12 protein-coding genes are annotated in these 20,014 nt (G+C 67.0%); 10 read left to right on the top strand and 2 right to left on the bottom strand.

The features are described from left to right. Positions 1 to 20: 20 nt before the first annotated feature. Positions 21 to 1,061, bottom strand: a complete 1,041-nt coding sequence (locus tag ACUTR7_RS03730; protein WP_445608159.1) for a hypothetical protein — start codon at positions 1,059 to 1,061, stop codon at positions 21 to 23. Positions 1,062 to 1,151: 90 nt separating this feature from the next. On the opposite strand from ACUTR7_RS03730, the gene ACUTR7_RS03725 reads away from it, so the two are divergent. From ACUTR7_RS03725 to ACUTR7_RS03690, 8 genes are all read left to right on the top strand, one after another. Beyond that, entirely contained in the window at positions 1,152 to 2,132 is a 981-nt protein-coding gene (locus ACUTR7_RS03725; RefSeq protein ID WP_445608158.1) for a terminase small subunit, read from the top strand. Continuing rightward, complete coding sequence (locus ACUTR7_RS03720; RefSeq protein WP_445608157.1) at positions 2,129 to 3,724, top strand: terminase; 1,596 nt, start codon at positions 2,129 to 2,131, stop codon at positions 3,722 to 3,724. The genes ACUTR7_RS03725 and ACUTR7_RS03720 overlap by 4 nt, the downstream gene beginning before the upstream one ends. Before the next feature lie 2 nt (positions 3,725 to 3,726). Continuing rightward, on the top strand, positions 3,727 to 5,826 hold the full coding sequence (locus ACUTR7_RS03715; RefSeq protein ID WP_445608156.1) for a portal protein: 2,100 nt from the start codon (positions 3,727 to 3,729) through the stop codon (positions 5,824 to 5,826). Positions 5,827 to 5,893: 67 nt separating this feature from the next. Next, on the top strand, positions 5,894 to 6,919 hold the full coding sequence (locus ACUTR7_RS03710; RefSeq protein ID WP_445608155.1) for a hypothetical protein: 1,026 nt from the start codon (positions 5,894 to 5,896) through the stop codon (positions 6,917 to 6,919). 172 nt (positions 6,920 to 7,091) lie between these two features. Next, positions 7,092 to 8,198 carry a N4-gp56 family major capsid protein gene (locus ACUTR7_RS03705; RefSeq protein ID WP_244387305.1) on the top strand — a complete coding sequence of 369 codons (1,107 nt, stop codon included), beginning with the start codon at positions 7,092 to 7,094 and terminating at the stop codon, positions 8,196 to 8,198. Positions 8,199 to 8,263: 65 nt separating this feature from the next. After that, positions 8,264 to 8,665 carry a hypothetical protein gene (locus ACUTR7_RS03700; protein WP_445608154.1) on the top strand — a complete coding sequence of 134 codons (402 nt, stop codon included), beginning with the start codon at positions 8,264 to 8,266 and terminating at the stop codon, positions 8,663 to 8,665. A gap of 84 nt (positions 8,666 to 8,749) precedes the next feature. After that, positions 8,750 to 9,118, top strand: coding sequence for a hypothetical protein (locus ACUTR7_RS03695; protein ID WP_445608153.1), 369 nt, complete (start codon positions 8,750 to 8,752; stop codon positions 9,116 to 9,118). A 6-nt stretch (positions 9,119 to 9,124) separates the two neighbouring features. Further along, positions 9,125 to 9,796: a phage adaptor protein gene (locus ACUTR7_RS03690; protein ID WP_445608152.1), complete on the top strand. Its 672-nt coding sequence runs from the start codon at positions 9,125 to 9,127 to the stop codon at positions 9,794 to 9,796. 1 nt (position 9,797) lies between these two features. Here ACUTR7_RS03690 and ACUTR7_RS03685 read toward each other — a convergent pair whose 3' ends face one another. Then, the gene (locus tag ACUTR7_RS03685) at positions 9,798 to 10,151 is read right to left on the bottom strand and encodes a hypothetical protein (RefSeq protein ID WP_445608151.1); all 354 of its coding nucleotides are present in this window, start codon (positions 10,149 to 10,151) and stop codon (positions 9,798 to 9,800) included. Positions 10,152 to 10,251: 100 nt separating this feature from the next. Here ACUTR7_RS03685 and ACUTR7_RS03680 point away from each other — a divergent pair, with 100 nt between their 5' ends. Beyond that, positions 10,252 to 12,261: a hypothetical protein gene (locus ACUTR7_RS03680; RefSeq protein WP_445608150.1), complete on the top strand. Its 2,010-nt coding sequence runs from the start codon at positions 10,252 to 10,254 to the stop codon at positions 12,259 to 12,261. Between the two features lie 3 nt (positions 12,262 to 12,264). Then, positions 12,265 to 19,929, top strand: a complete 7,665-nt coding sequence (locus ACUTR7_RS03675; protein WP_445608149.1) for a PLxRFG domain-containing protein — start codon at positions 12,265 to 12,267, stop codon at positions 19,927 to 19,929. The last annotated feature ends 85 nt before the right edge of the window (positions 19,930 to 20,014 follow it).

Raw genomic sequence — 20,014 nt, 5'->3', positions numbered from 1 at the left:
ATAAAGCCGGATTGACGACTCTAGAAATAGTCCTTTATAAATTGCCACAAGAACGAGCCAAGAGCCACCCACAGCGATGCGCGGGCAATGCTATCTGCCTTTTTGGCCTTCTTGTTGGCGTCTATGGAGGACTGCTTTGCCTCTGCAACTTGTTCTTCTGAGATTTCCACACTGCGACGCAAAAGCGCCAATTGCTCCTGTTCCCGCCGTACTCTTTCGCGTTGGGGCTTGTGGATGGTTTCTTCTACGTATTTGGCGTGATCCATCTGCTGCTGAATGAAATCGGCTTCGCGCTTGACTTGAAATTCTTTTGAATCTAAAGCTGGCGCGTCAGTGATGGACGAAAGCATTTGATCGGCTGCTTTCTGGATCGCCTCTGGGCTGCCTAGATGTTGATCATTGAAGATATCGGCTGCATTTTTGGATAGGGCTGCACTAGTGACTACATCAGCCCACTCGGAGGGCGCGATGCCTGCGCCATGGCCCGCAGCCCAGTTCGAGCTTCGGAGAACTTCATCTGCAGTCAACGCAGCATGGTCCTCTGGGCGAAGACCAAACATGGCCGCAGTATCCTGTGGAGTGGTTCCCGCCGCCACTCTTCCAAGATTTTCTATGCCATGCTGGGCTTCGTATAACGCTGCCGCTTTCTTTTCGAAGGTCTCCGCAGGATCGAACCCAGGCAGCGGAGTTTGGAATGCAGTTGCCGCCGCGCTTTTTAGGTTCAAGGGGTCTGACAGAGATTCAAGAGCCTTACGTCTGCTTTCGTCCACGTCGAATTGCCGGGCAATGAACTCTGAAACTGCCTTTTTCTGGTCGAAAGTGGAAAAAGCACCTTTGAGTGCTTCTTCATAAGCAGTCAGATGGTTTTCGGATGGAAAGGCCGCAGCGAAGAGGTCTGGAAGATGACTGACAGCATCTTCGCGCCGCAAATATGTTGCACCTTCGGACTGATCAGTCGATGGGGGTACGGCACGCTTTGGTAATGCAGCTAGAAGCTGGACCAAGCGTGTTATCGCTTCCGATTTGTTGGGGTCGTGTTGCGGCTTTTCCGAGTCCATCATCCCTACCTCTGTCGGTGACTGTGGTTCTTCATTGTGTCATCCCCCCTCTGGGGTTTCCATTCCGTCGCCACACCAGGAACCATCCTGGCTGTGGAAACCCCAGCTATCCCCCCATCTTCAAGCGCTCCCAATGCGGAGGGCGCGACACCGGCCAGCACCGATTGGACGGAGATCGAGCGCGTCTACCGCACCACGAACCAGTCCCTGCGGGAGATCGCTGAAGCCCACGGGCTGACGCATTCCGCCATTGGGAAGCGTGCCCGGGCCAACGGATGGACCCGGCCTGACAAGCCTGGCGCCACGCCCAAGGAGATCGCCAAGCTGGATCCGCGCCAGCAGCGCTTCGTCCGCGAGTACCTCATTGACCCCAACGGCACGCAGGCGGCCATCCGGGCGGGCTACAGCGCTCACACGGCCACGGTACAGGCCTCGGACCTCCTGAGGAGACCTCACGTCCAGGATGCGATACAGGCAGGCCAGAAGAAGCTGCAGGACAAGCTGGACCTCAAGGCCGAGCATGTGGTGCGTCAGCTGGCCCTGATCGCCACCGCTGACCCCCGGGAACTGATCGAGGTTCGTGTGGGCTGCTGCAGGTGCTGCCATGGCCAGGGCCACAGGTTCCAGCGCACTGAGCTGGAGATGGCCGAGGACCGCAAGCGCTGGGCCGCTGCGGGCAAGCCGGCTGAAGAATTCGACGAACAGGGCGGGGCAGGGTACAGCCCCCACCTGCTGCCCCATCCAGAGTGCCCAGGCTGCGGTGGTTGCGGCGAGCCGCGCACCGTGCTCAAGGACACGCGCCACCTGAGCCAGCGCGCGGCAGCCCTGTATGCCGGCGCCAAGCAGACCAAGTACGGCGTGGAGATCCAGATGCACTCGCAGCTGGAGGCTTGGGAGAAGCTGGCCAAGAACCTGGGCCTGTACGCCCGGGACAACTACCAACGCTCCGATCCGCTCTCGCTGCGCGACATGTCGGATGCAGAGCGCGCGATGCGCATGCAGCGTGTGCTGGCCGCCAATCCCGAGCTGATGTCCACGCTGGGCCTGGTGCTGGGTGGAGGGCTGCCTGAATGACGGCGCCTGCCATCCCCACCTCGGCCGAGATCCTGCGCCGCCTGAAGCTGCTGCCCGAGGCCCAGCGCGCGCAACTGGACGTGTTCCTGCGCGAGGCTGACCCGGGCATCTGGGTGCCCCAGCCAGGCCCGCAGACGATGGCCTACAACTGCCCGGCCGACATCCTGTTCTACGGTGGCGCGGCCGGCGGCGGCAAGACCGAGCTGCTGCTGGGCCTGGCCCTGACCGCGCAGGAGCACGCCATCATCTTCCGGCGCCAGGGTGTGCAGCTCAAGGGCCTGGTGACGCGCATGGCCAAGATCCTGGGCACGCGAGACGGCTACAACAGCCAGGACAAGCTCTGGCGTCTGCCTGGCGACCGCCTGCTCGAGCTGGGCAGCGTGAACGAGCCCGAGGACTGGGAGAAGTACGCCGGCCGGCCGCACGACGCCAAGCTCTACGACGAGATCTGCCACTTCACGGAGACTCAGTTCCGGACGCTCAACGCCTGGATGCGCACGGACAACCCGAAGGTGCGCCAGCGCATCGTCTGCGCCGGCAACCCGCCGACGGGGCCGGAGGGCGAGTGGGTGAAGCGCTTTTGGGCGCCGTGGCTGGATCCTCGCCACCCGAACCCAGCGAAGCCCGGCGAGCTGCGCTGGTACATCTCCAACGAGAAGGGCGAGGACCAGGAGGTGGCCGGCCCTGAGCCCGTGATGGTGTCCGGCGAGCTGATGCAGCCCAAGAGCCGTACCTTCATCCCCTCGCGCGTGGATGACAACCTGTTCCTGATGGCCACCGGCTACAAGGCCCAGCTGCAGGCCTTGCCAGAGCCGCTGCGCTCCCAGATGCTGCGCGGTGACTTCAGCGCGGGCGCGGCCGACCCGGTGTGGCAGCTGATCCCAACGGAGTGGATCAAGGCGGCCATGGCGCGCTGGAAGGAGCCCGAGAAGAAGGGGCCGATGACGGCCATGGGGTTCGACCCGTCACGCGGCGGCCTGGATAAGTCCTCGGCAGCGCGGCGCCACGACCGCTGGTTCGACCGCCTGGTGACAGCGCCGGGCGTGGTGACGCATGACGGGCCCACGGCGGCGGGCTTCGTGACGCCCCTGGTGCGCGACGGCGCGCCCATCGCGGTGGACAGCATCGGCTGCGGTTCCAGCGCCTACGACTTCCTGGTGGGACTGGGACTGCATATCCATCCAGTAGTCGCATCCAACGCCAGCGAGCACATGGACAAGGCCGGCCAGCTGCACTTCCGCAACAAGCGCGCCGAGATGTACTGGCGCCTGCGCGAGGCCCTGGACCCGCACGGGCCGGAGCCCATCGCGTTGCCTCCAGACCCCGAGCTCGAAGGCGACCTGGCCGCACCCCGGTTCAAGGTCGTGACCATGGGCAAGGGCACGGCCATCCAGATCAACAGCAAGGACGAGATCCGCGAGGTGCTGGGTCGCTCCCCCGACAAGGGCGACAGCGTGGCCATGACCTTCGTGGACGACCTGCCGGCGCCCATCCCCCTGATCCCTGGCCATGGCCCGCGCCTGAGCCTGCAAGACCGTGTGCGCGCCATGGCGCGTGGTGGCCGCCGTGGCTGGGACCAATCAGCAGCATGACCATGAACAACACCATCTCCATCACCAGCAGCCTGGACGACGCTGCCCGGGCCAACTGGAACCGCTACCAGTACGGCAAGGACCGCGGGCACCTCGACTACCTGCCGCAGGCCCAGCGCTGCGAGGACATGTATATGGGCCAGGGCAAGCAGTGGACGCCCGGGGCGCGCGCGCAGCTCGAGGAGGAGCGCCGGCCCTGCTACGAGCTCAACGAGATCAAGCCCTCCATCAATGCGGCCATCGGCTACCAGATCCAGAACCGCGTGGACATCGCCTTCAAGCCGCGTGGCGGCGACGCAGACCTGGACCGCGCCACGATCCTGTCGAAGGTCGCCATGCAGGTGGCCGACATGGCGGGCCTGCACTGGCACGAAACCCAGGTCTTCAGCGACGGCGTGATCCAGCAGCGCGGGTACTTCGACCTGCGGATGTGCTTCGACGACAACATCCTGGGCGAGATCGCCCTCAGCACGCTGGATCCCATGGACGTGATCCCGGACCCGGACGCCAAGAGCTACGACCCCGACAAGTGGAGCGACGTCATCATCACGCGCTGGCTCACCCTGGACGAAATCGAGCAGCTGTATGGCAAGCAGGCGCGGAAGAAGGCCGAGGAGAGCCACGACGGGGGCGTGGACTTCGGCGAGCTGGACGACGAGGAGTCGCGCAGCAAGTTCGCCAGCCGCAACCGCCTGGGCGCCTACGACGCTGGCTCGGTGGCTGAGGACGGTCTGGTGCGCTACCGCATCATTGACCGCCAGCGCTGGGTCTTTGAGCAGACGGCCTGCATGGTCTGGCCCAACACAGGGGACGTGCAGATCGAGGAGCACATGGCGCCGGACTCCATCGAGGACGCGCTGGCCCAGGGCGCTGTGCGTGCCAAGCGCATGCGCCGCCGGGTGAAGTGGACCGTCACCACGCTGACCGCGACGCTGCACGACACCTTCAGCCCCTACGAGCATTTCACGGTGGTGCCGTACTTCGCCTATTTCCGGCGCGGCCGTACCGGCGGCATGGTGGATGACGCCATCGGCCCGCAGGAGATCGTCAACAAGGCGATGTCCCAGATCATCCATATCCTGAGCAGCTCGGCCAATGGTGGTTGGATCACGGAGCAGGGCAGCATCACCAACATGAGCCCCAACGAGCTGGAGATGCGCGGCGGCGCCACGGGGCTGCACATCGAGGTGAAGAAGGGAGCCAGGAGGCCCGAGAAGATCCAGCCCAACCAGGTGCCCTCTGGGATGGACCGCATCCTGGACCGGGCCAGTGGCGTGCTCAAGGACGTGACGGTGCCCGAGGCCATGCGCGGCATCGGTGGCGCCAACGAGCCCGGCATCGCCATTCAGTCAAAGCAGTTCGCGGCGCAGCAGCAGCTGGCCGTGCCGCTGGATAACCTGGCCTACACCCGCCACCTGCTGGCCAAGCGAATCCTGAAGCTGATCCAGCGCTACTACGACAGCTACCGGGTGTTCCGTATCACCGAGACCGATCCTCTGACCGGCAAGCCCACGGACCAGACCCTGGAGATCAACCGCTTCGATCCCGGCACGGGCCGCTACTTGAACGACGTGACCATCGGCACCTATGACGTGGTGATCACGGAGCAGCCGGCCCAGGTCACCTTCGAGAACTCGCAGTTCAAACAGGCCCTGGAGATGAAGCAGGCCGGCGTGGCCATCCCGGATCCGACGCTGATCAAGCACTCGAACCTGGCCGACAAGCAGGAGATCCTGGCCAGCATGCAGAGCCAGCCGCCGGTCGATCCGCGCGCGGAGGCCCAAGCCAGGCTGATCGACGCTCAGGCCCGCAAGACCGATGCGCAGGCGGTGGACGTGGCCATCAAGTCTCAGTACAGCGGCACGCAGGCTGCTCTGGAGATTGCGCGCAACCCGGGCGCGGCGCCCATCGCCGACTCCATGCTGCGCTCTGCCGGCTATGTGGACCGCGACGCCGGACCCATCGTGCCGCAGCCCAGCCAGGCGCTGCCGGGCCTGGATGTCCCGCAGCGCAACACCGATCCGCTGACGCCGGCCGGTCCTGCCAGCCCGGCGGCGGGCCAGGAGGGCGGCATCGAGCGGCCCGGCCCCGACCTGGGCTGATACCGCCACGACCTGCCGGCGTGTGGCCGGACGTGAACCACCAAACCACCACTGAAGAGGAAGAACCATGAACCCGCTGCTGAAGAAGATCCTGTTCCGCTACATGGCCCCTGCTGGCGAAGAGGGCACCGATACCACCGGCACCGATACTGCCGTGGCGGATCCCGACGACGACTACCTGGCCCTGCCCGAAGAAGAGCGCCGCAAGCTGCGCGGCGACCTGGACGGCGACGACCTGAGCCAGGAATCCCTGCAGGCTCTGGTGGCCAGCGAAGGCGGAGAGGGGGGTGGCGGTGGCCAGCCGCCCGCCGGTGCTGACGCTGCGCACGGTGCCGAAGACGAGGGCCTTGGCGGGCAGGGAACGCGCGGCGGTGGCATCCCTCGGGCCCGCTTCAACGAGGTGAACGACGAGCGCAAGGCCGCGCTGGAGCGTGCTGCAGCGCTGGAGGCTGAGCTGGCTCAGCTGCGCGGCGGCCAGCCGGTCCAGACGGCGGCTCCTGCCGCTGCACCAGCACCGGCCGCTGAGCGCCGGCAGCTCGATGTCGCTCAGGCCGAGGAGCAGTATGCGCAGCTGATGCTGGACGGCGACACCAAGGAGGCCGCCAAGCTGCGCATGCAGATCAACGCGGCCATCGAGGATGCTGCCTTCGAACGCTACCGCCAAGCCAACGCCGCCAGCGCGGCGCAGGCACGGGCCACCGAGACCGTGGAGAGCCTGATCCAGGCCTATCCGTGGCTCGAGGAGCCCGAGGGCGCGGAGGCCATGGACCTCATCGAGGCCTCCGTGGCGTTCAAGACCAGCCGCGGCATGCCCCTGCACCAGGCCATGACAGAAGCAGTCCAGACCATCGCGCCGCGTTTCGCGCCGGCAGGTCACCCCCCTGGGGGTATCCAGGGGGAGGGTGGTTCTGTTGATATACGCCCTGAGCGAGCCGCACGACGCGGGGCCCAGCACTCGATGCTCCAGCCACCCAGCGTGCAGGCCGGCCTTGGAAACCGCTCCACGGCGGCGGCGATTGATCCCACCAAGATCACCGACGACGAATACATGCAGCTTCCCGAGGCTGAGCGCAAACGCCTTCGCGGCGACTGAGCGCGGCTCAACCAGCCGGCAAGGCCTCACCCACCTTGCCGGCTCAGTCTCAACGGGTTGTCGCCCTGGGCGGGCGTAAAGCTGCCTGGCGCCCTTGGCCCCCCAAAGCCATGTCTCTCGCAACTGGGCGGCGTCATGTCCCGAAAAGTGAACCAACTTCCAGGAGCATGAAATGGAAACCAATTTTGCTGCATTGACCCCGGTCCAGAAGCTGGCCTGGGCCCGTGAGACCTGGGGCGCCGCGCGCGACCTGATGTTTCTCAAGAAGTTCGCGGGCAAGGGCGAGAACAACATCATCCAGGTGGTCAAGGAGCTGACCAAGAACGAGAAGGGCGCCGAGGCCTGCGTGATCCAGCTGGTGGCTGACCTGGTCGGCGACGGCGTTCGCGGCGACAACGAGCGCGAAGGCAACGAAGAATCCATGCAGTCGCACAGCCAGATCATCACGTATGACCTGCTGAGCCATGGCGTGAAGAACACCGGCAAGCTGTCCGACCAGCGCAGCACCATCAACTTCCGCCAGCAGGGCCGCGACAAGCTGTCCTACTGGCTGGCCAACCGCTGCGACCAGCTGGCATTCCTGACCATGTCGGGCATCAGCTACGAGTTCAACAACGACGGCTCCCGGCGCGATGCCGGCTCGGTCTTCCCCAGCCTGGACTTCGCGGCCGACGTGCGCCCGCCCAGCGCCAAGCGCTCGCTGATGTGGGACGGCTCGGGCCTCGATCTGTCGAACACTGGCGCCATTGCATCGTCGTTCGTGCCCAACTACAAGATGATCGTTCAGGCGACCACCTACGCGAAGGAGAACCGCATCAAGCCGCTGATGGCTGGTGGCAAGCCTCACTACGTGGTGTTCGTGCAGCCCGGTACGCTGGGCCTGCTGAAGCAGGATCAGGCCTATCGTGAGGCAGTGACGGCCGTGGCGGCAAAGGATGGCCAGAACTCTCCCTTCTTCACAGGCGCGACCGTCACCCTCGACGGTGCCGTGATCCACGAGTTCAACCTGGTCTACAACACCAAGGGTGCGGCCGCCGGCCAGAAGTGGGGCGCGGGCGGCAACGTCAACGGCACCCGTACGCTGGTCTGCGGTGCCCAGGCCCTGGGCATGGCGGATCTGGGCCCTGGCGACTGGGACGAGAAGACGTTCCAATACAACAGCCAGGTGGGCCTGAACATCGACAAGCTGGTCGGCTTCCTCAAGCCCCAGTTCTACTCGATCTACAACAAGTCGGTCGAGGACTTCGGCCTCTTCACCATCGACCACTACCTGCCGTAAGCAGGCCTCTCGCCGGGGCCTGCCGGTCCCGGTGCTCTCTCCCTTTGCTGTTGAAGGAGCGCACCATGCCCATCAAAAAGAACCCCTCGCGCCAGGAGCTGATCGTCGCCTATCTGGACATCGGCTTTGCTGATCCCGTCGCCTATGGCGCTGCCGAACCGGCATTCGACCTGCCTGGCAACGCCATCCTGGTCGGCGGCGATGTCACCGTGCTGACGGCCTGGAACTCGGCGGCGAGCGCCACGCTGAAGCTGGGCGACACGGCCGACGACGACCGCTACACCGCTGCGCCCATCGACCTGAAGACCGCAGGCCGCACGGCGCTGACCATCACCGGCTTCCGCCATCCCACGGCCCAGAGCCTCAAGGTGCTGCTGGCCCAGGCCGGCGCGGCTGCCATGGCCGGCCAGGCCCGCATCTCCATCCAGTACTACGTGCCGGGCCGCTCGGCCTTCACGCAGGCCTGATTCTTTCTCGGTGGCCAGAGCTTGAAAGGGCCCTTTACCCGGTGGCCACGTGCCGCCGGGCCTTTTCTCCGAAAGGACAAGACCATGAACTCCATGAAATTCCGTGCCCCCGGCACTGATCCTCTCCCCGTCTCGCTGACATCCGGCCACACGATGGTGGTGCCGGCCACGCCCGAGGGCATCGATGTGCCCCAGCGATTCCAGCGTGAAGCCATGGCGCGTGGTGCCGTGCTGGTCGAAGGCGGTACCGCCGAGGTGAAAACCCAGATCCTGGCGCGCCAGTTGGCCATCCGCGAGGCGCTGCAGGTCATGATTGCGGGCGGCAGCAAGGATGACTTCACCGGCGACGGGAAGCCCAACCTCGTGCGCCTGAAGGCCGTTACAGGTTTCCCGGTTTCCCGCGAGGAAGCCGACCAGGTCTTCGCCGAACTCGGCGGCGACGCCCAGGCGTAAGCAGCCATGCGGGTCGAAGACATCATCCGGCGCTTCCGTGAAGCAGTCCGCGACACGGCCGACCCGCCGTTCTGGTCCACGGAAGACATCGTCGAGTACCTGAACGAGGCCGTGCAGGAGGCGTGCGAACGGGCCAAGCTGATCGAGGACCGCGCCACGCCGGCCGTGTGCGCCATTGCCCTGGAGCCCGGCAAATCCTCCTACGACCTGCACCGCAGCGTGCTGCAGGTCAAGCGCCTGGCCTTTCGCGGCCGCGTGCTGGAGGAAACCAGTATCGAGGGGCTGGACTGCACCTATGGCGCCTGGGAGACCCGCTCCGGCATGCCCCGCTACTGGGTCTTCGATGGGGCCAACAGCCGCGGCACGCCACGCATCAGGCTGGTGCCCACGCCTGTTGAGGCTGGAGAAATCGCGCTGACCGTCTACCGTGGCGCGCTCAAGCCCATCGATCCCTGCAACGCCCAGGCCCAGCCCGAGATCCATGAGCGCTTCCACACACGCCTGATGGATTGGGTGCTGCACCGGGCATATCTCAAGCAAGACGCGGACGCCTTCGACCCGGCGAAGGCTGCCACGTCTCTCGCGCTGTTCGAGCAGGCCTTCGGCGAGCGGCCCGATGCGAATGTGCAGCGCAAGCACAGAGACCGCCGGCCGCCATTGGTTCGGAGTAGTTGGTGACCTAACCTTTGGATGCTGACAAGGCAAGCTCTTTGCTCGCCTTCCTTTCCCGGACTCTCGCATTGCCGAGTGAATTCAACAGCCAAAGTCCAATTCCGATGTTGGTGAGGAAAATAAAAAGACCGAGAATTTCATTTCTTGTTGGAATCCCATCGGCTCTCCAGAAGAGATAAATTCCTAGCGATCCATTGAAGAGAGAGATAAGTGAAAAGGCCAATATTACTCCGTCAATCGCTCTTTTTCCCCACCGTCTCAGATTGTTCCAAGCGTCTTCTTTGAATTGCGCCAGCGTAGCGACTAATGAAGCCAAGGCAATGACTGCAGCAATAACAGAAAGAGTTGTGTTCAGGTCCATCTACTATCCTCCTCCCTCAATCGTACCAACCCTCGTGTAGGGTTTGGCGATTGACTCGCTGAAGAAGAGACTGCCTGGAGTAACTCGAAAGGCAATCTCTATGCGCTCCACGCATGCATCTTCGACCCAAGGGCTGCGGGCTCTTGTGGAAAGTCGTCATATGGGCCGCGATGGATATGTGCGCGGCCCGGGATCCTCCACGTCGGACTCGATTCAGGCCCGACTCTCTGACGGCGAGTTCGTACTGCCCGCCGACACGGTGAAGAAGGTGGGCGTGAAAAGCCTGCGCGATCTGGTGGCCAGCACGCACACTCCCACGGGCAAAAGTCAAGCTGACCACTACGCAGACGGCGGATTGGTGGACGATCCCAGCGCTGTGACGCGCGCCGGCAACAGCTACAGCGGCACCGACATTCGCGGAAACATCACCATCAACGGTCGCGCGCCTGGTGGAACCTACAGCGAGAACCCGGGCATGCGGCCTCCGCCGGCCGCCGCTCCTGCTCCTGCGGCGCCGGGTGCTCAGCCAGCAGCATCTACTGGCGCTACACCTGCAGCTCCCGCCGCTGCCACACCAGCACCGGCACCGGCCGCGCCAATGGATTGGGCAGCACGCAACGCGCAGCGCAACCTCGAAGTCACCGCCAGCTCCATCGTTCCGAGCAGAGACCGTGATGCCGCGCAGGCAAGGCTGAATGCGATGAACCAGCCTGCAGCAGTGCCAGCGCCTGGCGCACCGCAGCAGCCCGGCGTGCCGGGCCTACCCCAGTACCAACAGCCCACCGCCACTGGCACACAGCCTCGCCCTCTGTATGGCACGCAGCCGCGATCAGGATTCGCCGACGGCGGTTTGGTCAAGGCCGACGACCAGGGGGGCCGGCTGCGCAGCCTTGCAGAGCGTGTGGCACAAATCCCCACGGATGGGTACCAAGCGGCGCCCGTCGCACGCGGCTCGCAGGACAGCGTCTGGGATTCAGAGTTGGGGCGCAATGTTTTGAATACGGCGAATGCGCTTCCAGCTGCAGGGTCCATGCTTAAGGCAGGGCGCATGGTGGGCGCTGCCGCCCAGTCGTTGAGTGCGGCGCGTGAGGTGGGGGCCGCGAACGCGGCTATCGCCGCCGGTCGGGCGTTCACCGCACCCGCCCTTGGTGCAGCCTCGCTCTCCAGCGCTGGCAGCACAGAGCGGCCTGCTGTGCCCTCGGCAAACGCTGCCCCCGCCGCAACAAACCGTGCGGCTGACCTGGGCCACTACAACGAAGGCGAGCTGATGGGGCCGCCCAGCGAAGCCATGCCCTCGCGGGCTACGGCCGCCGCTCCGACGCCCGCGCCCGCCCAACCGGCCGGCAACGGCGCTGGCAATGAAGCCTACGGTCGGCTTCTGGCCCTGGCCACTGGATCTGCCGCGCCCGCGCCTGGTGTGTCAGTCCCTACGATGCGCCACAGCGGCAACGACTGGCAGGCCCGCAACGACCTGCGCAACGCCTCCGTCTCGGCCAGCTCGATCATGAATACGCGGCGCTGGGGCGGTCGAGGTGCCGAGAACAATCCCGCCATGCAGGAGTACCGGGCCATGCTGGCCACGGACCAAGCGCTGCGCCAGGCAGAGCCAGCACTCCAGATCGCAGGCATGCGCGAGCGCGGGTCGCTGCAGCGCGAGGGCGTTCAGCAGCAGGGGGCCAGCCAGCGTGCAGCCCTCGGCGCATTGGGCGCGGCAGATTCCAATGAGATCGCTCGTGGTCGCTTGAGCCTGGAGCAGATCGCGTCGGGCTACCAGAGCCGTTCTGCTGCCCGCCTCGAGGCGGCTCAGCAGGCAGTGGAAAACGCCCAGACGCCAGCCGAGCAGCGCAGCGCCCGCCAACGCCTGCTGACGATGCTGGGCAAGGACGGCGAGGACCGCTGGAAGTCTGTTGCTCTGCAAGGCGGTACTGACGCTCAGGGCAACAAGACCGAGAGCATTCTGGGCGCGGTCAACGAGCGCACCGGGGAAATGCGGCGCATGCCAACCCAGGCGCAGCCTGCGGCCACGCCGCCCGACGGCAGCATGGTGCGCGGCAAGGATGGCCGGCTCTACGAAGTGAAGAATGGCCAGCCCGTGCTGGTGGGAGGTTGAGCCATGGCGGACGTGAACTGGAACGATTACACGCCCGTGGGCAGTGGCTCTGCATCTGCAGCGGAGCCTGTGGATTGGGCGCAATTCGAAGTGGTCAAGCCGGCCAGCACCGGGCGCAAGTTGGCGGACATCGCCACGGCCTTTGCCGGTGGCGCCGTGGGCGCCACGAAAGCCATCGCTGACGCCGGCGGCGCTGGCAACGCTGTATCCCAGCAGCTGGGCAGCGCGCAGGACACGGTGCAGAGCTGGCTGAGTTCCCAGCGGCAGGCCGAGAAAGCCGCGCGGGCACAGACCATCCGCGAGGCCGAGCAGTCCGGCTCCGTGCTGCGCGAGGTCGGCGCGCAGCTGGGCGGTATCGCTGAGGCACCCGTCAGCACCGTGGCAGAAGCTGCCGGCTCTGTGGTGCCCATCGTGGCATCCATGTTCACGCCCGTGGGCCGCAGCGCGGCAGCCCGCACGGCGCTGGGTGCGGGCTTGGGTGCTGCCCAGGGCGCGGGCTCCGTGAAGGGCAGCATCCACGAAGCCGTGGAGCAGCAGCAGCGCGAGCAGGGCGCCACGCCGGAAGCCGCGCGCCAGGCTGCCGACCGCGCACAGGCCTACACGGGGCCGAATGCGGACAACGTGGCCTTGGGCGCTGGACTGGGCTTGGTGACGGGCACGACCGGCGTGGAGCGGCTGGTGAGCGGTGCGCTGGCCGGCCGGGCTACGAATCAGGCGCTGCTGCGGCGGGCGGCCACGGGTGCCGTGACCGAAGGTCTGCCAGAGGCGGTGCAGGGTGGCCAGGAGCGCTTCGCGTCCAACGTGGCCCAGCAGCGTGAGGGCGGCGAGGTGCCGACTTGGCAGGGTGTGGCTGGTCAGGCGGTGGCCGAAGGTGTGGCCGGAGGTCTTCTGGGTGCCGGTACTGGCGCCGCAGTGCGCGGTGGTCATGGTGTGCCCGGACAGACCCAGGGTGAGCCGGGCCAGCAGCCGATTGCAGAGCCAGCCCCAGACGCCGCGCCGGAGCCGGCGGCAGCACCAGCTATCGACCCCAACGCCGGCCCACTGTCCAAGGCCGCTTTCATGGCCGGCGACCTGGGCCTGGCGCCCACGCCCGTGGCAACAGCACCTGTCAGCGCGCAGCAAACCATGGCCGAAGCCATGCCGCGCATGACCGAGGAGCAGCAGCGGGCCGCCCGTATCGTGGAGGCCGACCTGGGCCGCGACATCCCTGCAGGCGTGCGAGCAGCGCGCGAGGCAGAAGCACGCGACCTGGCCGCCGCCGCGCCGGCCGCAGAGGTGGACCTGGGTCCGACCGACATGGATCAGGGGCGCGTCCTGCGGACATTCGAGCCGCGCGGGCCGTTGCCCGACGTGGCCGAGTACGCGCTGCTGATCGAGCAGGTGATCTCGCCGGAACGGCAGCCGCAGTACCGGCGCCTGCTGGCCGATGCCTTGGACGAGAACCTGGCCCCCGGCGCGCGTGCGGCCGCCGCGCAGGCGCTGCATGCGACGCTCTCTCCAGACGAACTCATGGCGTCGCGCGCTGCCCGGCCGGATGAGCGGCTGACGCTGACCCCAGCCGAGCGCCAGGCTTTCGGCAATGAGATCGACTTCGAGGCGGCAGCTGCACCCGCGATAGCCGATCCGGCGGCCGAGCAGATCAACCAGCTGGCCCTGGCGCAGCAGCTGCAGCCCGGCGCGCCGCTGCGCCTGGACCAGGCCCACGGCCTGCGCCGCCAGGCTGCCGCCGCCGGCATTCCCGTGTCCGTGGTGCCGCACCCCAGCGGCCGGGGCTACGACGTGCAGCCCACGGTGCGCCTGCCCGAGGAACAGCGCGCCGCCGTGCCCCAGACTGGCCCTGCGGTGCTGGGGTTCGAGGCCGGTCCCTCAGGCCGCATGGTGGCCGGCGCCGAGGGCGTGCGCCCCGAGAGCCGGGCCGAGGCCGTCTCGCTGATCAACCAGCAGAGGCAGCAGCGCCAGGAGGTGGAGGCGGAGCGCGCGCGCCGCGCCGACCTGGGCCTGAGCAACCTGACGCGCATCACGCCGCTGGACGAGCAGCAGGATGGGGCAGCGCCTGGCACGCAGCCGGCGCCCACGACTGACCCCGAAGTCATCGATGCGCCCGCGCGCGAGATAGGTGTTGATCCGGCCAGCACCATCACAATGCCCGATGGCCGCCCGTTCGCCACTCGCGAGCAGGCGCAGGCCGAGCTGCAGCGCCAGGGGCTGACCGGCACGCACGAAGCCGCGCCCGCCCAGGGCGACCCGTCCCTGGGGTTCGTGGGCCAGCAGCGTAGTGCCGCCCGGCCAGCGAACTGGCGCACCAACGCCATGCAGGCCGGCCGCGTGGCCCGTGGCCTCGGCCTGGAGCCGCGTGGCAAGCGCCTGGCGCAGATCGTGGCCGACATCGATGCTGCGGACAGCGCGCGAGCTGCGCGGCCTGCAGCAGAAACGGGTGGGCCGGCAGTTTCGACGCAAGCCACTCCGTCTGTGCGCGAGCCCGCGCGCCAGCAGGAAACTGCTGACGTTGGTGCTACTGAAGCAGTAGCGCAGGCCCGTCGCGGTTTAATGCCGGAAAATCCGGCATCAACCAGCATCACCGGGACCGCCCGGACGGCGGTGGCCGCGGGCCAGGGCGCGCCGACTCAAATACGGGAAAATCCCACATTTGCACCAAGCCGGGAAAACCCCAGTTCAACGGCCGCCCGCGCTGCCCAGCAGCAGGGCCGCATCGAGGACTTCGGTGAAACCCTGATCGGCGCGCGCAAGATGCTCTATGCCGAGGCCTACGCCGACGGCATGGCCAAGGCCAAGGCGCTGGACGTGAAGGCGCACCCGCTTTCCAAGACCTGGCCCGAGCCCGACTACCAGAAGCTGCTGGACGGCGGCACCCAGCCCCCGACCGTGGCCCTGGTGCGCGCTATGCGCGATGCCGTGCCCACCAAGCCCCAGTCCTCCTGGAAGCTGCGCGGCTGGTCCGAGCGCGTGGCCACGCTGCGCGATTTCGCCGACGAGCTGCTGGCCGGCCGGCTCGACCCGCAGGCGGTGCGCACGCAGCTGAACAACACAAGCCTGCCCACGGGCATCGCCAACCAGGCGGCGCTGTACGAGGCCCTGGGCCACGAGCGTTCGCTGAAGGGTATCGAGTTGCACGCAGGCAGCTACTCCATGTATGACGGTGTGCGCAACGACCCGCCGCGCAGTATCTGGACGGTCTCGCGCCAGGCCAAGGCCTCGGCCTTCGGGACCTGGCCGCGCGAGCTGGCCAAGGGCGACACGCGCGAAGCGGCCATCGAGGCCTTCAAGCGCCGCGCAGCGCAGTTGGCGGCCGAGCAGGATGCGCCGGCGCGTGGCGCCACGTTCGAGATCTACGCCAAGCGCGCCGGGGGCGCTCGCGCCTTCTTCATCGGCAAGAAGATCGGGCGCAACGTCGCTGAGCTGAAGACGGGCTTCCAGGACATCAAGGCCGCACGTCAGTACCTGGCCGACAACCAGGCCGAGCTGGAGCGCCTGCTGACCGAGTACAAGGCCGTGCCGCCCGTGCGGTCGGCCAGCAATGCGCCACGCATCGGGGAGGACTACCGTAAGGGCGCCGACGTGTCGCCCCAGCAGTTCCAGGATGCCTTCGGCTTCCGTGGCGTGCAGTTCGGCAACTACGTGGAGGGGCCGCGCCGGCAGCAGGACCTGAACCAGGCCTATGACGCGCTGATGGACATGGCCGGCGTGCTGAACCTGCCGCCCCGGGCACTGTCGCTGGGCGGCCGGCTGGGCCTGGCCTTCGGCGCGCGCGGCTCGGGCGGCGTGGACGCTGCAGCAGCGCACTACGAGCCGGGCCAGGTGGTGATCAATCTCACCAAGCGCCAGGCAGCCGGCGCCCTGGGTCACGAATGGTGGCATGCCCTCGACAACTACTTCTCCCGCCAGCGCGGCGACGGTGCCGGCTTCATGACGGAGGGCGAGCGGGGAGGTGATGGTGTGCGCGAGGAGATGCGCGCCGCATTCCGCGACCTGCGCAACACCATCAACGCCACGGGCATGCAGGAGCGCTCGCGCAAGCTGGACGACCGGCGCAGCAAGGACTACTGGACCACCGGCCGCGAGATGTCGGCCCGGGCCTTCGAGAGCTACCTGATCGGCAAACTGCAGGACCAGAGCGCTGGCAATGACTTCCTGGCCAACGTGGTGCCGGCCAGTGCGTTCGCGCTGGAGGGCGCCTATCCCTATCCGACGGCTGGAGAGCTGCCCAAGGTCCGCGAGGCCTTCGACCGCTTCTTCCAGACGGTGGACACGCGCCGCGGCGAGGACGGCTCGGTGATGCTGTTCAGCGCGACCAGCGATGTGCCGCCGGGCTCAGGCCTGACGCTTGAGCAGGCCCAGAAGGCGGTGGACGATGCCCTTTCGGGCCTGCGGACCCCGCCACCAGTTCGTGTCGTGCTTCGGAGCGATGAGCTTGGGGTCGATGCGCCCGACGGTGTAATGGGGGCGGCGATACCCGGGGAGGGCCGCATCGTCATCGTTGCTTCCGCCCACCGCAGTGCTGACGCTGTTGTCGAGACCCTGTTTCATGAGATGTTCCACCTGGGTGTGCGCAATGTCTTGCCAGGCTCCGATTATGTGCAGGCCATGCTGGATCTGGCAAAGCGCGATGCCAGGGTGCGGCAGTATGCCATCGACTGGAAAGAGCAGGCCCCCGACGCGCCGCTGCAGCTGCAGGTGCTGCGCGACATGGGCTTGCATGGCTCCGACCTGACCGCCCGCTACGAGGCCCTGGCCATCGAGGAGGGCCTGGCCGTGGCGGCCCAAGAGCTGCGCGCCCAGCAGCAGGCCGGCACCAGGATGGGCCTGCGCATCCGCGCCCTGGCCAACTGGCTGGCTGGCGTGGCCGAGCGCATGGGCATGCAGCGCCTGGCCGGCCGCATCCGCAACATGACCTACAACGAGGCCGAGCGCTTCGTGCTGCGCGCCATCGACAGCGCGGGCGAGGGCCGCACCTCTGCGCCGGCTGGTGGGCCAGCAGGCCTGGCGCGCTACCGCACCCTGGGCGACAACCCGGCGAGCCAGCGCGTGGGCGCCACGCTGCAGGCCATGACGGCGACCAACGTCAAGAAGCTGGCCGGCCACAAGGCGACGGACCTGCGGCCCCTGGGCCTGGGCTTCCTGGGCCGCCGGCAGCTGGTGGACGTGTACGGCGACATGCTGCCCGAGTTGCGCACGTACAGCGACCTCATGGCCAGGATGGATGCCGACAAGAACGAGGCCGGCGCCGGCGCGGACCAACTGGCCCAGAACTGGGCCAAGCTGTCCGACGAGCGGGCCTTGGCCGAGCTGATGCACGACTCGACCCTGGCGCAGATGGACCCGGCCGCCGACTACGTGGCCGACGACAACCGCGTGCAGTATGGCGCGCTGCGTCGCCGCTTCGAGGCTCTGACGCCCGAGGCGCGCGAGGTCTACACCAAGGCCCGGGACACCTACCGCCAGCACATGCGTGACGTCCGCTCGGCCATCAAGGAGCGCATCGAGCGCGCCGGCATGAGCAGCGACCGCAAGGCCGCCATGCTCAAGCGCATGGACGACGAGTTCTTCGGGCACATCAAGGGCGTGTACTTCCCCCTGGCGCGCTTCGGCCAGTACGTGGTGGTGGTCAAGGACGCCGAGGGCAAGACTGCCAGCGTCAGCCGGGCCGAGACCATGGCCGAGGCGGATGCCATGCGCGGCCAGATGGTCGCAGCCTTCCCCAAGGACAAGGGCTTCAGCGTGGGCAAGGTGCTCAAGGCCAAGGACTTCGTGGCCGAGCGCGACATCGTGGGCCGTGGCTTCATGGAGCAGTTGTATGGCGTGCTGGACAAGCAGGGCATGGACGCCAAGCAGCGCGCCGAACTGGAGGATGCGCTGGGCCAGCTCTACCTGTCCTCGCTGCCGGACCTGTCCTGGGCCAAGCACGGCATCCACCGCAAGGGCACGGCCGGCTTCAGCCAGGACGCGCGCCGCGCGTTCGCCCAGAACGTCTTCCACGGGGCCAGCTACTTGGCCAAGCTCCGGTATGGCGACCAGCTGCAGGACCAGCTCGGCGAGATGCAGCGGCGCGTAGATCAGGGCGCGGGCGATGCCGGCTTCGACTCGGTGAAGGGCCAGCAGGTGGTCGACGAGATGGTCAAGCGTCACGACGCGGCCATGAATCCGAAGACCAATGCGCTGTCCACGGCACTGACCAGCGTGGGCTTCATGTTCCACCTGGGCCTGTCGCCAGCCTCGGCCATGGTCAACCTGACCCAGACCGCCCTGGTGGCCTACCCGGTCATGGGCGCCCGCTGGGGCTTCCGCAAGTCGGGCGCCGCGCTGCTGAAGGCCAGCCAGGAAGCGGTGCGCGGCAAGAACGACATCACCGGATCGCTGAGCCCGGACGAGAAGGCCGCCTTCGACGAGGCCGTGCGCTCGGGCGTCATCGACGTGACCATGGCCCACGACCTGGCCGGCATCGCCCAGGGCGAGGACCGCAACGTGTCTCACAAGCTGCGGCCGGTCATGAACGCGGCCAGCTGGATGTTCCACCACGCCGAGAAGTTCAACCGTCAGGTGACGTTCATGGCTGCGTACCGCCTGGCGCGCGAGACGGGCACCAGCCAGCAGCAGGCCTATCAGGATGCCGTGCAGGCCACATACGACGGCCACTTCGACTACAGCGCGAACAACCGCCCGCGCATCATGCAGGGCAACGTGGCCCGGGTGCTGCTGCTGTTCAAGCAGTACGGCCAGAACATGGTCTACACCCTGGTGCGCAACGCTCAGCAGGCCCTGGCCGCTGCCAAGCCCGAAGACCGCGCCGCCGCGCGCAAGGCACTGGCCGGCCTGCTGACCACGCATGCCATGGCAGCCGGCGTGCTGGGCCTGCCCATGGTGACCACGCTCCTGGCAGCGGCCTCGATGCTGGGTGGCGATGACGATGAGCCCTGGGACGCACAGGTGGCCATGCAGAACATGCTGGCAGACGCCTTCGGGCAGAAGCCGGCGGAGGTGCTCTCCCATGGCCTGTCCCGCCTGACGCCCTGGGACATCTCGGGCCGCGTGGGGCTGGACAGGCTGATCCTGCCGGACGTGCAGGAGGGGCTGGAGGGCCAGCGCCTGGGCGATGCTGCAATGGCCGCAGCTTTGGGCCCGGTCGCCGCCATCGTCACGAATGCGCTCAAGGGCGTGCAGGAGATGAGCGAAGGCCGGTACCAGCGCGGGCTGGAATCTATGGTGCCCAGCGTGCTGCGCGGGCCCCTCAAGGCCTGGCGCTACGAGACCGAGGGCGTCAAGGACAAGACCGGCATCGTGGTCCAGGACGAGGTGGACGCTGCGGCGCTGTGGGGCCAGGCGGCCGGGTTCTCACCGTCCAGCGTGCGCAACGCCTACGAAGGCAAGTCCGCCATCGTGGGCCAGGACCGCGCACTGCAGGCGCGGCGCAGCGCCCTGGTGGAGCAGTTCGCCATGGCGGCCATGGCCAAGGACGAGGAGGGCAAGAGCGAGGCTCGGGAAGCCATCCAGCGCTTCAACGAGAAGAACCCCGGCCGCCGCATCCAGCCAATGCAGCTGGCCCAAAGCGTGCGCATGCGCGAGAAGCGAATCCGGGAGGCCGAGGATGGGGTCTACCTGCCGAAGAAGCGGCGCGATGCCATGGACGCTGGGCGGTTCGCGGAGGATGAGTAAGGACGTAGTGGCGGCACCTCGTTTCCCTCTAACCATTGAGCCAGTTTTCAACGACTGGCCGTCATTAATCGTTCACTTGCGCGCG

The organism is Delftia sp. NA_296.1 (assembly GCF_052692095.1).
Note: the sequence above shows the minus strand (reverse complement) of the source record. Positions and strands in the feature narration are given on the sequence as shown.

Bases quoted from the DNA above. Each gene is read 5' to 3' on its own strand.
- ACUTR7_RS03715 (WP_445608156.1), top strand. From the start codon at position 3,727: ATGAACAACACCATCTCCATCACCAGCAGCCTGGACGACGCTGCCCGG.
- ACUTR7_RS03685 (WP_445608151.1), bottom strand. From the start codon at position 10,151: ATGGACCTGAACACAACTCTTTCTGTTATTGCTGCAGTCATTGCCTTG.
- ACUTR7_RS03710 (WP_445608155.1), top strand. From the start codon at position 5,894: ATGAACCCGCTGCTGAAGAAGATCCTGTTCCGCTACATGGCCCCTGCT.
- ACUTR7_RS03705 (WP_244387305.1), top strand. From the start codon at position 7,092: ATGGAAACCAATTTTGCTGCATTGACCCCGGTCCAGAAGCTGGCCTGG.
- ACUTR7_RS03720 (WP_445608157.1), top strand. From the start codon at position 2,129: ATGACGGCGCCTGCCATCCCCACCTCGGCCGAGATCCTGCGCCGCCTG.
- ACUTR7_RS03695 (WP_445608153.1), top strand. From the start codon at position 8,750: ATGAACTCCATGAAATTCCGTGCCCCCGGCACTGATCCTCTCCCCGTC.
- ACUTR7_RS03730 (WP_445608159.1), bottom strand. From the start codon at position 1,061: ATGATGGACTCGGAAAAGCCGCAACACGACCCCAACAAATCGGAAGCG.
- ACUTR7_RS03680 (WP_445608150.1), top strand. From the start codon at position 10,252: ATGCGCTCCACGCATGCATCTTCGACCCAAGGGCTGCGGGCTCTTGTG.
- ACUTR7_RS03690 (WP_445608152.1), top strand. From the start codon at position 9,125: ATGCGGGTCGAAGACATCATCCGGCGCTTCCGTGAAGCAGTCCGCGAC.
- ACUTR7_RS03675 (WP_445608149.1), top strand. From the start codon at position 12,265: ATGGCGGACGTGAACTGGAACGATTACACGCCCGTGGGCAGTGGCTCT.
- ACUTR7_RS03700 (WP_445608154.1), top strand. From the start codon at position 8,264: ATGCCCATCAAAAAGAACCCCTCGCGCCAGGAGCTGATCGTCGCCTAT.